13 protein-coding genes and 1 pseudogene are annotated in these 15,163 nt (G+C 74.7%); 8 read left to right on the forward strand and 6 right to left on the reverse strand.

Features of this window, described 5'->3' with window-relative positions; genetic code table 11:
• Positions 1-132: 132 nt before the first annotated feature.
• From ACZ7H1_RS36675 to ACZ7H1_RS36685, 3 genes are read right to left on the reverse strand one after another with little or no spacing between them, the layout of a single operon-like run.
• A complete protein-coding gene (locus ACZ7H1_RS36675) occupies positions 133-1,218 on the reverse strand; it encodes a prenyltransferase/squalene oxidase repeat-containing protein (protein WP_470792751.1) in 1,086 nt (361 codons plus the stop codon).
• Entirely contained in the window at positions 1,215-1,949 is a 735-nt protein-coding gene (locus tag ACZ7H1_RS36680) for a class I SAM-dependent methyltransferase (protein WP_470792753.1), read from the reverse strand. Before ACZ7H1_RS36680 ends, ACZ7H1_RS36675 begins: the two co-directional genes overlap by 4 nt.
• A 57-nt stretch (positions 1,950-2,006) precedes the next feature.
• Positions 2,007-3,362 (reverse strand): glycosyltransferase family 4 protein, encoded by a 1,356-nt coding sequence (locus ACZ7H1_RS36685; protein WP_470792755.1) that lies wholly within the window; start codon positions 3,360-3,362, stop codon positions 2,007-2,009.
• Positions 3,363-3,614: 252 nt separating this feature from the next.
• Between ACZ7H1_RS36685 and ACZ7H1_RS36690 the strand changes: the two genes are divergently transcribed.
• Positions 3,615-4,331 carry a TetR family transcriptional regulator gene (locus ACZ7H1_RS36690; RefSeq protein ID WP_470792757.1) on the forward strand — a complete coding sequence of 239 codons (717 nt, stop codon included), beginning with the start codon at positions 3,615-3,617 and terminating at the stop codon, positions 4,329-4,331.
• A 37-nt stretch (positions 4,332-4,368) separates the two neighbouring features.
• Here the strand turns inward: ACZ7H1_RS36690 and ACZ7H1_RS36695 are convergent, their stop codons facing one another.
• Positions 4,369-5,001 (reverse strand): hypothetical protein, encoded by a 633-nt coding sequence (locus tag ACZ7H1_RS36695; protein ID WP_470792759.1) that lies wholly within the window; start codon positions 4,999-5,001, stop codon positions 4,369-4,371.
• Positions 5,002-5,187: 186 nt separating this feature from the next.
• Between ACZ7H1_RS36695 and ACZ7H1_RS36700 the strand changes: the two genes are divergently transcribed.
• On the forward strand, positions 5,188-5,565 hold the full coding sequence (locus tag ACZ7H1_RS36700) for a VOC family protein (RefSeq protein WP_470792760.1): 378 nt from the start codon (positions 5,188-5,190) through the stop codon (positions 5,563-5,565).
• Between the two features lie 16 nt (positions 5,566-5,581).
• Here the strand turns inward: ACZ7H1_RS36700 and ACZ7H1_RS36705 are convergent, their stop codons facing one another.
• A complete protein-coding gene (locus ACZ7H1_RS36705; RefSeq protein ID WP_470792762.1) occupies positions 5,582-5,815 on the reverse strand; it encodes a ferredoxin in 234 nt (77 codons plus the stop codon).
• Positions 5,815-7,284, reverse strand: a complete 1,470-nt coding sequence (locus ACZ7H1_RS36710) for an aldehyde dehydrogenase (protein ID WP_470792764.1) — start codon at positions 7,282-7,284, stop codon at positions 5,815-5,817. The genes ACZ7H1_RS36705 and ACZ7H1_RS36710 overlap by 1 nt, the downstream gene beginning before the upstream one ends.
• Positions 7,285-7,495: 211 nt before the next feature.
• On the opposite strand from ACZ7H1_RS36710, the gene ACZ7H1_RS36715 reads away from it, so the two are divergent.
• The 6 genes and pseudogenes from ACZ7H1_RS36715 (at position 7,496) to ACZ7H1_RS36740 (ending at position 15,024) form a co-directional block, all read left to right on the forward strand.
• Positions 7,496-8,599 (forward strand): MBL fold metallo-hydrolase, encoded by a 1,104-nt coding sequence (locus ACZ7H1_RS36715; RefSeq protein ID WP_470792766.1) that lies wholly within the window; start codon positions 7,496-7,498, stop codon positions 8,597-8,599.
• A gap of 279 nt (positions 8,600-8,878) precedes the next feature.
• Complete coding sequence (locus tag ACZ7H1_RS36720) at positions 8,879-10,147, forward strand: LPXTG cell wall anchor domain-containing protein (RefSeq protein ID WP_470792768.1); 1,269 nt, start codon at positions 8,879-8,881, stop codon at positions 10,145-10,147.
• The gene (locus ACZ7H1_RS36725) at positions 10,144-10,791 is read left to right on the forward strand and encodes an SCO2322 family protein (RefSeq protein ID WP_470792769.1); all 648 of its coding nucleotides are present in this window, start codon (positions 10,144-10,146) and stop codon (positions 10,789-10,791) included. Before ACZ7H1_RS36720 ends, ACZ7H1_RS36725 begins: the two co-directional genes overlap by 4 nt.
• 374 nt (positions 10,792-11,165) lie before the next feature.
• Positions 11,166-12,299, forward strand: a pseudogene (locus ACZ7H1_RS36730) (energy-coupling factor transporter transmembrane component T); the annotation flags it as partial.
• The gene (locus ACZ7H1_RS36735; RefSeq protein ID WP_470792771.1) at positions 12,296-14,152 is read left to right on the forward strand and encodes an ABC transporter ATP-binding protein; all 1,857 of its coding nucleotides are present in this window, start codon (positions 12,296-12,298) and stop codon (positions 14,150-14,152) included. The pseudogene ACZ7H1_RS36730 and the gene ACZ7H1_RS36735, both read left to right, overlap by 4 nt.
• A complete protein-coding gene (locus ACZ7H1_RS36740; RefSeq protein ID WP_470792772.1) occupies positions 14,149-15,024 on the forward strand; it encodes an ECF transporter S component in 876 nt (291 codons plus the stop codon). Before ACZ7H1_RS36735 ends, ACZ7H1_RS36740 begins: the two co-directional genes overlap by 4 nt.
• Positions 15,025-15,163: the final 139 nt, after the last annotated feature.

A 15,163-nucleotide genomic window follows, 5' to 3' on the forward strand; every position in this document is an offset into this window, starting at 1 on the left:
TTTCCACCTTAGAAAACGAGGGGGAGCGGGTTGCCGCGGGGGGCGGGTGGGCGGCTGGGGTGCCCTTGGGAGCGGGGCACGCCTGGGCCCCCACCCTGGCGCGGCGCGGACCCCCCGCCACCCGGGGACGTCTCAGGGCGTACAGCAGTCCGGGTCGAGGCCCGAGGGCAGGGACGTGCCGTCGAAGACCGAGGCCGTCGCCTCGTCGCCGCCGAGCGCGGCCACCGCCAGCAGCAGCGAGCCCGCCGTCCAGGTGGTCTGCTCGACCGGCCACACGGCCCGGTCCTCGAAGACGTAGCCGGTCCAGTACATGCCGCCCTCGGCCCGCAGGTGGGCGATCGAGCGGAGGATCTCCAGCGCGCGGTCCGACTCCCCCACGGCCCACAGGGTGAGCGCGAGCTCGCAGCTCTCGCCGCCGGTGACCCACGGGTTGGGCAGGACGCAGCGCACGCCCAGGTCCGGTACGACGAACTCGTCCCAGCGCTCCTCGATGCGGGCCTTCGCCGCGGCGCCGGTCAGGGCGCCGCCGAGGACCGGGTAGTACCAGTCCATCGAGTAGCGGTTCTTGTCGAGGAAGCGCTCGGGGTGCCTGCGGATGGCGTGCCCGAGCGCGCCCACGGCGAGCTCCCAGTCGGGCTGGGGCTCCTCGCGGTGCGCGGCGATGGCGAGGGCGCAGCGCAGCGCCTGGTGGATCGAGGAGGAGCCGGTGAGCAGCGCGTCCGTGACGGGGGTGCCGTCGGCCTCGCGCTTCCAGCCGATCTCGCCGCCGGGCTGCTGGAGCCCGAGGACGAACTCGACGGCGGCGAAGACCGAGGGCCACATCCGGTCGATGAACGTGTCGTCGCCGGTGGCCAGGTAGTGGTGCCAGACGCCGACGGCTATATAGGCGGTGAAGTTGCTTTCCTTGCCGGCGTCCTGCGGGGCGGCGGTGTCCACGCCCTCGGGCCGGTCGGCGTAGGCGGCGTACCAGGAGCCGTCGGCGTTCTGGTGCCGGGCCAGCCAGGCGTAGGCGCGCTCGGCGGCCGCGTGCTCGCCGGCCGCGTCGAGGGCCATGGCGGCCTCGGTGTGGTCCCACGGGTCGAGGTGGTGGCCGCGGAACCACGGGATGGCACCGTCCTCGCGCTGGACGGCGAGGATGCCCGCGACGGTCTCGGCCGCCTGTGCGGCTGTGAGGACCCCGGGGAGGACCAGGTGTTCCGTACGCCCGGGCGAGCTCACTGGGCCGCGCCGACGGGCAGGTGCGGCTTGGTGGCGTAGGCGACGAAGCTCTTGCCGATGAGCGGGTTGAGGGCCTGCTCGGCGAGCCGCGTGGCCAGGGGCTTCTTCATGATGTCCCAGACCAGGAGCTTGTGGTACGCCTTGACCGGCAGGGCCTTGTCGTTGTCGACGCCGAAGGCGCACTTGAGCCACCAGTACGGCGAGTGGAGGCCGTGGGCGTGGTGGGTGCCGTAGGGCTTGAGGCCGGCCTCGGTCATCTTGCCGAGCAGCTCGTCGGCCTTGTAGATGCGGATGTGGCCGCCCTCGACCTCGTGGTACGCGTCGGAGAGCGCCCAGCAGATCTTCTCGGGGCCGTACCGGGGCACGGTGACGGCGATGCGGCCACCGGGCTTGAGGACGCGGACCATCTCGGCGAGCACGCCCTTGTCGTCCGGGATGTGCTCCATGACCTCGGAGATGATGACGACGTCGAAGGACTCGTCGGGGAAGGGCAGCGCCAGGGCGTCGCCCTCCATGGCGGTGGCGGTGGCCCCGGCGGGCGCCTCCCCGGCCTCCTTCATCGCGGCGAACCACTTGGCGACCTCGCGGATCTCGTCGCCGTTGCGGTCGACTGCGACCACCTGGGCGCCCCGCCGGTAGCACTCGAAGGCGTGCCGGCCTGCGCCGCAGCCCAGATCGAGCACACGGTCGCCTGCGGCGAGCGGGAACCGGGAGAAATCGACGGTCAGCACGAGTGCCTGCCTTCGCGGTCGAGGGGGTGGTGAGGGTGGTGCGTCATCGCGTGGAGGTCAGCGGGTGCCGGCGGAACGGGGCGCCATGCCGGACCGGGCGGTCCGGGCGATGGCGGCGCGGTAGTGCGCGACGGTGCCTTCGGCCGCCTTGGCCCAGGTGAACTTCTCCAGGACCCGTTCGCGCCCGGCGGCGCCGAGGCGGGCGCGGAGCCCGGGGTCGCCGAGCAGCCGGCCGAGGGCGGCGGCCAGCGCGCCCGCGTCGCCCGGGGGCACGGCGAGGCAGGTCTCGCCGTCGGGTCCGGCGACCTCGGGGATCGCTCCGCCGGTGGTGGCGACCAGCGGGGTGCCGGTGGCCATGGCCTCGGCGGCGGGCAGCGAGAAGCCTTCGTAGAGGGAGGGCACGCAGGCGATCTGGGCGCTGCGGACGAGGTCGACGAGCTCCTCGTCGGTGATGCCCTTCACGAACCGCACGGCGTCCTGGAGGCCGTACGTCGCGATGGCCTGGGCGACCGGGCCGCGCTCGGCGCGCTTGCCGACGACGACGAGGTGCGCGTCGGGCTGCTCGGTGCGGAGCTTGGCGAGCGCCTCGACGAGGTGGACGAGGCCCTTGAGCGGGACGTCGGCGCTGGAGGTGGTGACGATCCGGCCGGGCACTTCCGCGACCGCCGGGTCCGGGGACCACAGGTCGGTGTCGGCGCCGATGTGGACGACGTGGATGCGGTCGCCGCGGACGCCGAGGTGGTCGGAGATCTCCTGCTGCGAGGAGCCGGAGACGGTCAGCACGGAGGGCAGGCGGCGGGCCACCCGGCCCTGCATGCGCGTGAAGGCGTACCAACGGCGCACGGACGCACGCTTCTTGCGGTCCTTGGCGGCGTCGAGCTCCAGCTGCCGGTCCACGGTGATGGGGTGGTGGATCGTGGTCACCAGGGGGGCGCCCAGGTCCGCCAGCAGGCCGTAGCCGAGGGTCTGGTTGTCGTGGATGACGTCGAACTCGCCGCGGCGGGCGGCGAGGTGGCGCCGGGCCCGGAGCGAGAAGGTCAGCGGCTCGGGGAAGCCGCCGGTCCACATGGTGGCGACCTCGAGCGCGTCGATCCAGTCGCGGTACTCGCCGCGCTTCGGCGTGCGGAAGGGATCGGGCTGGCGGTACAGGTCGAGGCTGGGCAGCTCGGTGAGCGAGAGGCCGCCGCCGGGCACTCCGTCGGTGACCTCGTCGAGGACGGCGTAGGGCTGCGCGCCGATCACTTCGACGGTGTGGCCGAGGCGGGCCAGTTCCCGGGAGAGGTGGCGCACGTAGACGCCCTGGCCGCCACAGAACGGGTTCCCTTTGTACGTGAGGAGCGCGATGCGCAACGGGCGGTCGCCGTCAGTGGCGGAACCCGAAAAAGGGCTCGTCACCATGGCCTCAGCGGTCACTCCCGGCCCCCTTCTCGCTGCACTTTCGGCGGAGCGTAACCGCTCGGATAATGTAGAACAAGTTTCAGACTTGATCCGTCGAAGAGCATTGAATCTACCGGCCGGAAACCACACCGTAAGAGGCGGAGCAGGTGATTCGCGCCACGACCGCCGCTCCTGACATGCTGAGCTTCCGGAGCGGCGCCGGAGCGCCTTCGGACCGGCTGCGCCCGCCGACGGAAAAGCGACACGGAACGCGACGAGATGGGACACATGACAGCGGAAGCCAAGGCCGTCACCCCCGCCTCTCCGCCCCTGACCGAGCGTCAGGAGGCGCGCCGGCGGCGGATCCTGCACGCGAGCGCGCAGCTGGCGAGCCGGGGCGGGTTCGACGCCGTGCAGATGCGCGAGGTCGCGGAGTCGTCCAGCGTGGCCCTGGGAACGCTCTACCGCTATTTCCCCTCCAAGGTCCACCTGCTCGTGGCGACCATGCAGGACCAGCTCCAGCACATGCACACGACGCTGCGCAAGCGCCCGCCCGCGGGCGAGGAGCCGGCGGACCGGGTCGCGGAAACGCTCATGCGGGCCTTCCGCGCGCTCCAGCGGGAGCCGCACCTCGCGGACGCCATGGTCCGCGCGCTGACCTTCGCCGACCGCAGCGTGAGCCCCGAGGTGGACACCGTCTCCCGGCTGACGACGGCGATCATCCTGGACGCGATGGGCCTGGACGCGCCGCCCACGGCCGAGCAGCTGTCGGCGGTCCGGGTCATCGAGCACACCTGGCACTCGGCCCTGATCACCTGGCTGTCGGGGCGGGCCTCCATCGCCCAGGTCAAGATCGACATCGAGACGGTCTGCCGGCTGATCGACCTGACGGCTCCGGAGGCGTCCGGGACGGGCGGATCGGGACCGGGCGGATCCGGGACGGACGGATCCGGGACGGCGCCCCGGCCCCGCTCGGAAAAGTCCGGAACGCGCCGCTCGGCGTGAGGCGGACGGGACCCGCGCGGCGGCGCCGCCCGATGCGTCAGCCCGCGCCGTTCGCGTCCTCGCCGAACAGCAGGTCCATCTCCTTCTGCGTGAACTTCTTGACGCAGGCGTCCTCGGTGGCGTTGAAGGACACCATGGGGACGGATTGCAGGTCGTAGTAGCGGGCGTACATCGTCCAGCCCTGCTTGGTGAGGACCGTCTGCACGGTCGTGCTGCCCTTGCCCGGCTGCATCTCGCTGCGCGCGCCGTCCTGCCAGCCCTTCTTCACCAGGGCGACCACCGCGGCCTCGTACTTCTTCCCGGGCTCGGCCACCTTGTCCGGGGAGAGCCCGCCCGCCCACTGCCAGGCCGCCGTGCAGGCCACGGCGCGGGCCTCGAGCTTCTCCTTCTCGGAGGCCCCGGCGGGGGCCTGCGGGGTCCCCGACGGCAGCGCCTCGGGCTGCCCGGAGTCCGGCAGGCCGGCCTCCTTCGCGGCGGCGTTGATCTCGGCCTGGGCCAGGGCCCGGCCGAACGGCGCGGTCGGGCTCGCGTCCAGGTCCCGCTCGGCCGCCTTCGTCGTGGCCGTGCCGCCGGGGGCGTCGGTGCCGCCCGTTCCCGAGCAGCCCGCCAGCAGCAGGACCGCGCCGGCGGCCGCCAGGGCCGACAGCGTCTTCGCGTTCGTGCCGTACATGTGCTTCCACCCCTTGCAGCGCCGCCGGACCGGGTGCGTCCGGCGGTCGTCGCAGGAGTGTGCCACACGCGCCCGTGCCGGGCGCGCGGCCGGCGTACGGCTCCCCTCGGCGCCTCGGCGCCTCGGCGCCGCGGAACGCGGCCACCGCCGTCACCCCGGCGCGGCACTGCCCCGTAGCATCCACGGATGATCGCCGAGCTGCAGTGCGTCGTGCTGGACTGTCCGGAGCCGCGCCGACTGGCGGAGTTCTACGGGGCGTTGCTCGGGGGCGAGGTGGACCGGGCCGACGCGCGGTGGGCGCTCGGGGACGGCTGGTCGACGGTGCACGCGCCCGGCGGGCTCGTGCTGTGCTTCCAGCGGGTCGAGAACTACCGGCCGCCGCAGTGGCCCGACCCGGAACGGCCCCAGCAGGCGCACCTGGACCTGGCCGTGCCGGAGCTGGACCGCGCCCAGGAGCAGGTGCTCTCGCTGGGTGCGGCCGTGCTCGACGCCGGGGACGGCCGGCGGAGCTGGCGCGTGTACGCCGACCCCGCGGGCCATCCGTTCTGCCTCGTGCGCCACTGACGGGCGGGAGCGGACGTCACTCCTCCGGCGGGAAGACCGGCTCGCCGCTCGCCAGCAGGGTGATCATGATGGCCTCGACCGGGCAGTTCTCCGCCGCGGTCAGGACGGGCTCGTTCGCGTCCGTGTCGGGGGCCACCGGGTGGGACTGCCGGGCCGCGTCCAGGGTGAAGCCCTCCGGGGCGTGGCTCGCGCACATGCCCGAGCCGATGCAGACCCCGCGGTCCACCTCGACGTGCCAGCGGTCGCCCATCAGGCACCGGCCCCGGGCTCGTACCCGGCGGGCAGGTGGATCATCTTGTGCTCCAGGTACTCGCTCAGCCCTTCCGGGCCGAACTCGCGCCCCACTCCGCTGTTCTTGTAGCCGCCGAACGGCCCGAGCATGTCGAGGCTGAAGGTGTTCACGTTGTACGTGCCCGTCCGCACCCGGCGCGCGAAGTCGATGCCGTGTTCCACGTCCGCGGTCCAGACGCTGCCGCTGAGTCCGAATTCCGAGTCGTTGGCGATCTTCACCGCCTCCTCCTCGTCGCCGTACGGCATCAGGCAGACCACCGGGCCGAAGATCTCCTCGCGGGCGACCCGCATCGAGTTGTGCACGTCGCCGAGGAGCGTGGGCTCGACGTACCAGCCCTGCTCCAGGCCCGCCGGGACGCCGCCGCCGGTGAGGACCTTGGCGCCCTCCTCCTGCCCGATCCGGATGTAGTCGAGCGAGCGCTGCTGCTGCCGCTTCGCCACCAGCGGGCCCAGCTGGGTCGCCGGGTCCAGCGGGTCGCCGACCACCTGGGCGGCGGCCGCCGCCGCGAGTGCCTCGGCCACCTCGTCGTAGCGGCTGCGCGGCGCGAGGACACGGGTCTGGGCCACGCACGCCTGGCCGTTGTTCATCCAGCCCGACTGGACCAGCCCGGGGATCGTGGCCGCCAGGTCCGCGTCCGGCAGGATCACGGCGGCGGACTTGCCGCCGAGCTCCAGGGTGACCCGGGTGAGGTTGCGGGCCGCGACCTCCATGACCCGCCGGCCCGCCGCGACCGACCCGGTGAAGGCGACCTTGTCCACGCCCGGGTGCCCGACGAGGTACTCGCTGACCTCCCGGTCGGCGGGCAGGACCGACAGCACGCCCTCCGGCAGCCCGGCCTCGCGGGCCATGTCGGCGAGGATGTACGAGTCGAGCGGGGACTCCGGCGACGGCTTGAGGATCACGGCCGAGCCGGTGAGCAGCGCGGGCGCGAGCTTGGCGGCCGCGACGAACTGCGGGACGTTCCAGGGGATGACGGCGGCGACGACGCCCACCGGCTCGCGGCGCACCAGGATCGGCCCGAGCACGCCCTGCCGGTGCTCCTCGTACGGGTAGTCGCGGGCGACGGTGATCGCGGCGTCGTAGACCATCATCGGGCCGAGGGCCTGCGCGAGGACGCTCCAGGAGTACGGGGAGCCGTTCTGCGAGCTGATCGAGCGGGCGATCTCCTCGTGCCGTACGGCGATCGCGTCCTTGATCCGGGTGACCACGGCGATCCGCTCGTCCAGGCTGGTCCGCGGCCACGGCCCCTGGTCGAAGGCCCGGCGGGCTGCGGCGACGGCGCGGTCGACGTCCTCCCGCGAGGCGTGCGGGACGCGGCCGATGACCTGCTCGGTATGGGGCGAGACGACGTCGATGGTCCCGCTGCCCAGCGGGTCCACCCACTCCCCGCCGATGAACAGCTTTCCGTGTTCCACGAGCTCGGTCATGGCTGATGCCTCCTGCTGCGGCCCGGCGCTTCCTGACGCTGCTTCAGAACTGATACCAGTTCTAGTTCCAGGAGTCCACGGCCCGGACGGAAGACCCGGAGAAGATCCAACGGCCGCCCAAACGACTGTTGAAGGGTCGCGGGAAATGGTCGACTTGGGCTACCACTGGAACAAGTTCTCGCTACAGTGAGCCGGAGAGCAGGGGGCTGCCATGTCGCAGGCGTCACAAGAACCTCGGGGACCACAGGCGCCGGAGGTGTCGGAGCAGGCGCCGGAGGTGTCGGACCACGGCGGAGGCGTCCGGAGCATCCGGGTCCCCATCCCCGACAACCCGCTCGGCCACACCCTCGTCCACGTCCTGGAGACCGGCCGCGGCCCGGTCCTCGTCGACACCGGCTGGGACGACCCCGCCTCCTGGGACACCCTCGCCGCCGGCCTCGGCGCACTCGGCACCTCCGTCGCCGACGTCCACGGCGTGGTCATCACCCACCACCACCCCGACCACCACGGCCTGTCCGGCCGGGTCCGCGAGGCCTCCGGGGCGTGGATCGCGATGCACGCCGCCGACACCGAAGTCGTCGAGCGCACCCGCGACGCCGAACCGGGGGTCTGGCTCGACTACCTCGGCGCGAAGCTCGCCGCGGCGGGCGCCCCCGAGGAGCACCTCGCCCCGCTGCGCGCCGCCCGGGAGTCCGGCCGGATGCGGACCTTCCCCGGGCTGCGGGCCGCCCTGCCCGACCGGGAGATCGTCCCCGGCGAGCTGCTGCCGCTGGCCGGCCGGCGGTTGCGCGCGATCTGGACCCCGGGCCACACCCCCGGCCACGTCTGCCTGCACCTGGAGGAGGAGCACCCAGCGAACCTCCCCGGCAACGGCCGCCTGTTCTCCGGCGACCACCTGCTCCCCGGCATCTCTCCGCACATCGGCCTGTACGAGGCCCCGGACGAGAACGGCGTCACCCGGGTCACCGACCCCCTCGGCGACTACCTCGACTCCCTGGAGCGGATCGGCCGCCTGGATCCGGCCGAGGTGCTCCCGGCCCACCAGCACGCCTTCACCGACGCCCCGGCCCGGGTCCGCGAGCTCCTCGCCCACCACCAGGAGCGGCTGGACGGCCTGTGGGAGCTGCTGGCCGAGCCGGTCACGCCGTGGGACCTGGCCGAGCGGATGGAGTGGAACCGGCCCTGGGCGCAGATCCCGTACGGCTCCCGGAACATCGCGGTGTCGGAGGCCGAGGCGCACCTGCGCCGCCTGGTGAAGCTGGGCCGCGCCGAGGCCGTACCGGGCACCGGCCCGGTGACGTACCGGGCGGTGTGACCGGCGGGCGGCGCCGGGCCGCCGGTCACCGGGCCACTGCATTTACGGGCCGGTACAGTGGGCGGGTCGTCATCACTCCGTTCCGGGGGAAGCCGGTGCGAGACCGGCGCTGACCCGCAACCGTGAGCCGCCTGCGGCGGTGAGCCGGACTGCCCGTTACGGACGTGCGCGGCTCGTGCCACCGGTCCCGGTGGCCGGCATCGTCGAGGTATACGGAGCCGGAGCCCGGTGCCCCCGTGTGCCTGCCCCGCTCCCCAGCAGGAGAGGCACCCGCCCGCCATGAACGTCCGCCGCAGCGCATCCGCGCTCGCCGCATCCGCCGTGCTCTGCACGGCCGCCGCTCCCGCCGCACTCGCCGCGCCGTCCCCCGCCCCGGTGATCCCGTCCGGCCTGTACGGCAAGACCGACCCGACGTACGACGGCGTGTGGCGCCAGTCGCTGGCCTTCCTCGCCCAGGACACGGTGGGCCTCAAGCCGGCCGGCCAGGCCGTGGACTGGCTGACCGGCCAGCAGTGCGCGAACGGCTCCTTCGCCGCCTTCCGCGCCGACACCGCCAAGGCCTGCGACGCCAAGACGATGGCCGACACCAACGCCACGGCCGCGGCCGTGCAGGCGCTGGTCGCGCTCGGCGGTCGGGACCAGGCCGTCGGGAAGGCCGTCGCCTGGCTGAAGTCCGTACAGAACGAGGACGGCGGCTGGGCGTACAGCCCCGGCCCGGGCGCGCCGAGCGACGCGAACTCCACCGGCATCGTGGCCGGCGCGCTCGCCGTGGCGGGCCGGCAGCCGGCCGCCGTGAAGTCCAAGGGCGGCAAGACGTCCTACGACGCACTGACCGCGCTCCAGCTGGCCTGTGAGCAGGCGGGCGTCTCGAAGGCCGCGGACATGGGCGCCTTCGCCTACCAGCCGGACAAGGCGGGCAAGCTGGCCGCCAACGCCGACGCGACGGCCGCCGCGGCGCTCGGCGTCCTCGGCAAGGGCCTGGTCGTGGCCGCTCCGAAGACCGACGTCCCCGTCGCGTCGAAGCCGGTCGCCTGCAAGATGGGCCCCGAGAGCGCGGAGCAGTCCGCGATGGGCGCCGCCGACTACCTGTCCACGACCATGGCGAAGACCGGCGACCACCTGATGTCCGCCATGCCGGGCGCGACCGACCAGCCCGACTTCGGCAACACCGCGGACGCGGTCGTGGCCCTCGCGGCGGGCGGCCACAAGGCGGCGGCCGCGAAGCCGCTGGCCTGGCTGGAGAAGAACGCCGCCGCGTGGGCGAAGACGGCCGGCCCCGCCGCGTACGCCCAGCTGATCCTGGCCGCGCACGCGGGCGGCGCCGACCCGAAGGCCTTCGGCGGCACCGACCTGGTGGCGCAGCTGAACCTCCAGGGCCCGGAGGCCACCCCGGCGGCCGGCGTCAAGGGCGACGCGAACGACACGAAGGACGAGTCCGACGACTCCTCCGGCAGCCAGAACGTCTGGTGGATGGTCGGCGCGGGCGCGGCGGCCGGCATCGGCATCGGCTTCCTGATGAGCGGCCGTAAGAAGAAGAACCAGCTGTGACACGGTTCCGGTTCTGGGCCCTGCCCCTGACGGTGGGGGTCCTCCTCACCCTGCTCGGGGCGGGGCCCGCGCTGGCCACCGGCTACCGGTACTGGTCGTTCTGGGACGGCGTCGGCGGGAAGTGGACGTACGCGACGATGGGCCCGTCGACGACGCGGCCCGCGGACGGTGACGTCCAGGGCTTCCGGTTCGGGCTCGGCGAGGACGCGGCGAACGCGCCGCGGCCGCGGGTGGCTCCGGACTTCGCACGGATCTGCCGGGACACGGCGGAGCAGCCGGGCCGCAAGCGGGTCGCGCTCGTGATCGACTTCGGCGAGCCGAAGGACGCCCCGGGCGGCGAGACCCCGCCGCAGGCCGCGCCGCGCACGGCCTGCGCGTCGGTCGACCCGGCCGCGACGACCGCGGAGGCGCTCGCCTCGGTGGCGAAGCCGCTCCGCTACAACAGCGCGGCGCTGCTGTGCGCGATCTCGGGCTACCCGGAGCAGGGCTGCGGCGACCAGGTCGCCGCGACCGCGACGAACCCCGAGCCTGCCCGGGAGGACGGAACCGGCGGCCCGTCCCTGGGCCTGGTGGCAGGCATCGCCGCAGTCCTCGCCCTGGGCGCCGCCGCCCTCTGGCAATCCCGCCGCCGCACCCCCCGATGACCCCCTCCCCCACCCAGCCCCCCGAGCCCGGCAGCACCCCTGCCCCACACGGCCCGGCGGCCGCCGACGGCGGCCGGCCCCCCACGGGGGCCACCCGCACCCGCCCCGCTTCCCGCACGGGTGGTGCGGGTGGGTACACCAGCCCGGCCGCAGGCCGGGCGCACCCCGACGCGGCCGCGCCCGCAAACCCCGCGCACCCGGCCCCCCGTAACCCCGCATCCGCGCCCCAGGCCACCACTGCGGATGCGTACGCCGGCCGGGCCGCAGGCCGCCGTCCGCACGAACCTGCGACCGGGTCCGGGTCCGGGCCGGGGTCCGGGTCCGGGTCCAGGTCGGGATCCGGGGCAAGGGACGCGTCCGGCCGGGCGGGCCGGGCGTGGGCCGCCCCGCAGGCGACCCGCAGCAACGCCCTGCACGCCGGCGCCTGGTGGCTCTGGGCCCTCGGTCTCGCCACAGCCGCCTCCCGCACCACCAACCCCCTCCTCCTCGCCCTGATCGTCGGCGTCGCCGGCTACGTGGTCGCCGCCCGCCGGACCGACGCCCCCTGGGCCCGCTCGTACGGCGCCTTCGTCAAGCTCGGCCTCTTCGTCGTCGCCGTCCGCCTCGTCTTCTCCGTCGTCCTCGGCTCCCCCATCCCCGGCACCCACATCCTCCTCACCCTCCCCGAGGTCCCCCTCCCCGACTGGATCCAGGGCATCCGCCTCGGCGGCCGGGTCAGCGCCGAACAGCTCGTCTTCGCGTTGTACGACGGCGCCAAGCTCGCCACCCTCCTGATCTGCATCGGCGCCGCGAACTCCCTCGCCAACCCGGCCCGCCTGCTGAAGTCCCTCCCCGCCGCCCTGTACGAGGCGGGGGTCGCCGTCGTCGTCGCGATGACGTTCGCGCCGAACATGGTCGCGGACGTGGTCCGCCTCCGCAGCGCCCGCCGCCTGCGCGGCCGCCCCACCGGCGGCGTCAAGGCGATCCTGCAGATCGGCCTGCCCGTCCTGGAGGGCGCACTCGAACGGTCCGTCGCCATGGCCGCCGCCATGGACGCCCGCGGCTACGGCCGGACCGCCCGGGTCCCGCCCGCCGTCCGGCACACCACCAACGTCCTCACCCTCGGCGGCCTCCTCGGCATGTGCGCCGGCACGTACGGCCTGCTCGCCGCCGAGGGCGCCGCGTACGGGCTCCCGCTCCTCCTCACCGGGCTGTCCCTGGCCCTCGCCGGGCTGCGGCTCGGCGGCCGCCGCAGCATCCGGACCCGCTACCGGCCCGACCGCTGGGGCCTGCGCTCCTGGCTGGTCGCCGGCTCCGGCGCGGCCGTCGCCGGTCTGATGATCTGGGCGGGCGGGCTGGACCCGGAGGCGCTGCGGCCCGGAGTGGTACCGCTGGTCGCGCCGACGCTCCCGCTCGGGCCCGCCGCAGCGGTCCTCATCGGCCTGCTCCCCGCCTTCGTCGCCCCGGTGCCGGGCCCCCTGCCCGTCCGTGACCAGGCATCCGCACCGTCCAAGGAGTCCCCGCAGTGATCCGCTTCGAGCAGGTGTCCGTCACCTACGACGGCGCGGCCGGACCCACCCTCCGGGCGGCGGACCTGACCGTCCCGGAGGGCGAGCTGGTCCTGCTGGTCGGCCCGTCGGGCGTCGGCAAGTCCACCCTCCTCGGCGCGGTCTCCGGCCTGGTCCCTCACTTCACCGGCGGCACCCTGAGCGGCCGGGTCACCGTCGCGGGCCGGGACACCCGTACCCACCTGCCGCGCGAGCTCGCCGACGTGGTCGGCACCGTCGGCCAGGACCCGCCGGCCCACTTCGTCACCGACACCGTCGAGGACGAGCTCGCGTACGGCATGGAGTCCCTCGGGCTCGCTCCTGCCGTGATGCGCCGCCGGGTCGAGGAGACCCTCGACCTGCTCGGGCTCAACGAGCTGCGCGACCGCCCGCTCGCCTCCCTCTCCGGCGGCCAGCAGCAGCGCGTCGCGATCGGCTCGGTCCTCACCCCGCACCCGCGGGTGCTCGTCCTCGACGAGCCCACCTCCGCGCTCGACCCGGCGGCGGCCGAGGAGGTCCTCGCCGTGCTCCAGCGGCTGGTCCACGACCTCGGTACGACCGTGCTGATGGCGGAACACCGGCTGGAGCGCGTCGTGCAGTACGCGGACCGGATCGTCCTGCTGCCCGGCCCGGGCGCCGCCCCGGTGACCGGAACGCCCGCCGAGATCATGGCGGTCTCCCCCGTCCACCCGCCGGTGGTGGCCCTCGGCCGCCTCGCGGGCTGGTCCCCGCTCCCCCTGTCCGTACGCGACGCCCGCCGCGCCGCCGCCCCGCTCCGCACCCGCCTGGCCGCGGGGGCCCCGCCCGCGGCCCCCGCCCGAACGCCGGATCCGGCCCCCGCGGAGGCCGCAGCGGCGCAGGGCTCCTCGGGCGAGGCCGCCGGTGCGCCGGGCGGCCGTCGGGCGGGCGTCTTCGCCCGGCTGCGCGGCCGCGGCAGGCCCGTCCCTGCCCCTGCCGCGGCCCCCGCCGCCCCCGCGGAAGCGGCCACGGCGGCGGAGCCGGGCGGCTGCGTCGCCCGCGCGGCCGGCCTCGGCGTCCGCCGCGGCCGCGCCGAGGTCCTGCGCGGGATCGACCTGGAGGTCCGCCCCGGCGAGACCGTCGCGCTCATGGGCCGCAACGGCGCCGGGAAGTCCACGCTGCTGTCCGCGCTGGTCGGCCTGGTCGAGCCCGCCGCCGGCACCGTCCGCGTGGGCGGCCGCACCCCGCACCGCACCCCGCCCGCGGAGATGGTGCGCCGGGTGGGACTCGTACCCCAGGAGCCGCGGGACCTGCTGTACGCCGATACCGTCGGCGCCGAGTGCGAGGCGGCGGACGCCGACGCCGGGGCCGCGCCCGGGACCTGCCGGGAGCTGGTGTCCGCGCTGCTTCCGGGCGTGCCCGACGACACGCACCCCCGCGACCTCTCCGAAGGGCAGCGGCTCGCCCTCGCGCTGGCCCTGGTCCTCACCGGCAAGCCGGCCCTGCTCCTGCTCGACGAGCCGACCCGCGGTCTGGACTACGCCGCCAAGGCCCGTCTGGTGGGGATCCTGCGCGGGCTGGCCGCGGAGGGCCACGCGATCGTCCTGGCCACCCACGACGTGGAACTGGCCGCCGAGCTGGCGCACCGGGTGGTGATCCTCGCGGGCGGCGAGGTGGTCGCGGACGGGCCGACCGCCGAGGTCGTCGTCTCCTCGCCCGCCTTCGCCCCGCAGGTCGCCAAGGTCCTGGCACCCGGGCACTGGCTCACCGTGGCCCAGGTCGCCGCCGCCCTCGCCGCCCCCGACGACCCCGCCGCGCCCGGCACGCCCGCCGCACCTGCCACTCCCGGCAGCCCCGGCACCGGGGAGCGCCCGTGAGCCGCCCCGTGCGGATCGGCCCGCGCGCCGCCGCCGCCCTGGTCCTGGTCACCCTCATCGGGATCGGCGCGTTCGGCTGGCCGCTGCTCGCCGACGCGCAGTCCGGGCTCGCACACTCCCAGGACGCCCCCTGGCTGTTCGCCGCGCTGCTCCCGATCCTGGTCGGCGTGGTCGTCGCGACCATCGCCGACAACGGCATGGACGCGAAGGCCGTGGCGATGCTCGGCGTCCTGGCGGCCGTGGGCGCCGCGCTGCGCCCGCTGGGCGCCGGGACGGCGGGCCTGGAGCCCATGTTCTTCCTGATGGTGCTGAGCGGCCGGGTCCTCGGGCCGGGCTTCGGCTTCGTCCTCGGCGCGGTCACGATGTTCGCGTCCGCCCTGCTCACGGGCGGGGTGGGGCCGTGGATGCCGTTCCAGATGCTCTCGATGGGCTGGTTCGCGCTGGGCGCGGGGCTGCTGCCCGGACCGGAGCGGATCCGCGGCCGGGCGGAGCTGGTGATGCTCGCGGGGTACGGCTTCCTGGCGTCGTTCGCGTACGGGACGGTCATGAACCTCCAGGGGTGGCCGCTGCTCAGCGGCATCAGCACCGGGGTCTCGTTCCAGGCCGGCGAGCCGCTGCACGAGAACCTGGCCCGCTTCGTCGCCTACTGCGTGGCGACCTCCCTCGGCTGGGACCTGGGGCGGGCCGTGCTCACCGTCGTCCTGACCACGACCCTCGGGGGGACGCTGCTGCGGGCACTGCGGCGGGCGACTCGGAAAGCAGCGTTCGACGCCCCCGTCTCCTTCGATTCGGGGAGCAAAGGGGCATATCGGACTCCACCGCAAGGGGTACGAACGGCCACGGAAGGTGACATTCAGGGCCTCCAGCGGTGAGCCGCCCCACAGGACCCAGGTCACATACGAACTGGCATAGTAGCCCTCGAGGGTGCCCCATTTATCCCCCTCTTAGGGCCCTGAGCTGGGCAGATCCCCTTCGGACCGGCGGCGGGCCGAGGGGCCCCGGCTGCGAAGA

Source organism: Streptomyces sp. NPDC037401 (assembly GCF_055602345.1).

Coding starts and splice junctions, on each gene's coding strand:
- ACZ7H1_RS36715 (WP_470792766.1), top strand. CDS start 7,496: ATGTCGCAGGCGTCACAAGAACCTCGGGGACCACAGGCGCCGGAGGTG.
- ACZ7H1_RS36710 (WP_470792764.1), bottom strand. CDS start 7,284: ATGACCGAGCTCGTGGAACACGGAAAGCTGTTCATCGGCGGGGAGTGG.
- ACZ7H1_RS36705 (WP_470792762.1), bottom strand. CDS start 5,815: ATGGGCGACCGCTGGCACGTCGAGGTGGACCGCGGGGTCTGCATCGGC.
- ACZ7H1_RS36700 (WP_470792760.1), top strand. CDS start 5,188: ATGATCGCCGAGCTGCAGTGCGTCGTGCTGGACTGTCCGGAGCCGCGC.
- ACZ7H1_RS36720 (WP_470792768.1), top strand. CDS start 8,879: ATGAACGTCCGCCGCAGCGCATCCGCGCTCGCCGCATCCGCCGTGCTC.
- ACZ7H1_RS36695 (WP_470792759.1), bottom strand. CDS start 5,001: ATGTACGGCACGAACGCGAAGACGCTGTCGGCCCTGGCGGCCGCCGGC.
- ACZ7H1_RS36690 (WP_470792757.1), top strand. CDS start 3,615: ATGACAGCGGAAGCCAAGGCCGTCACCCCCGCCTCTCCGCCCCTGACC.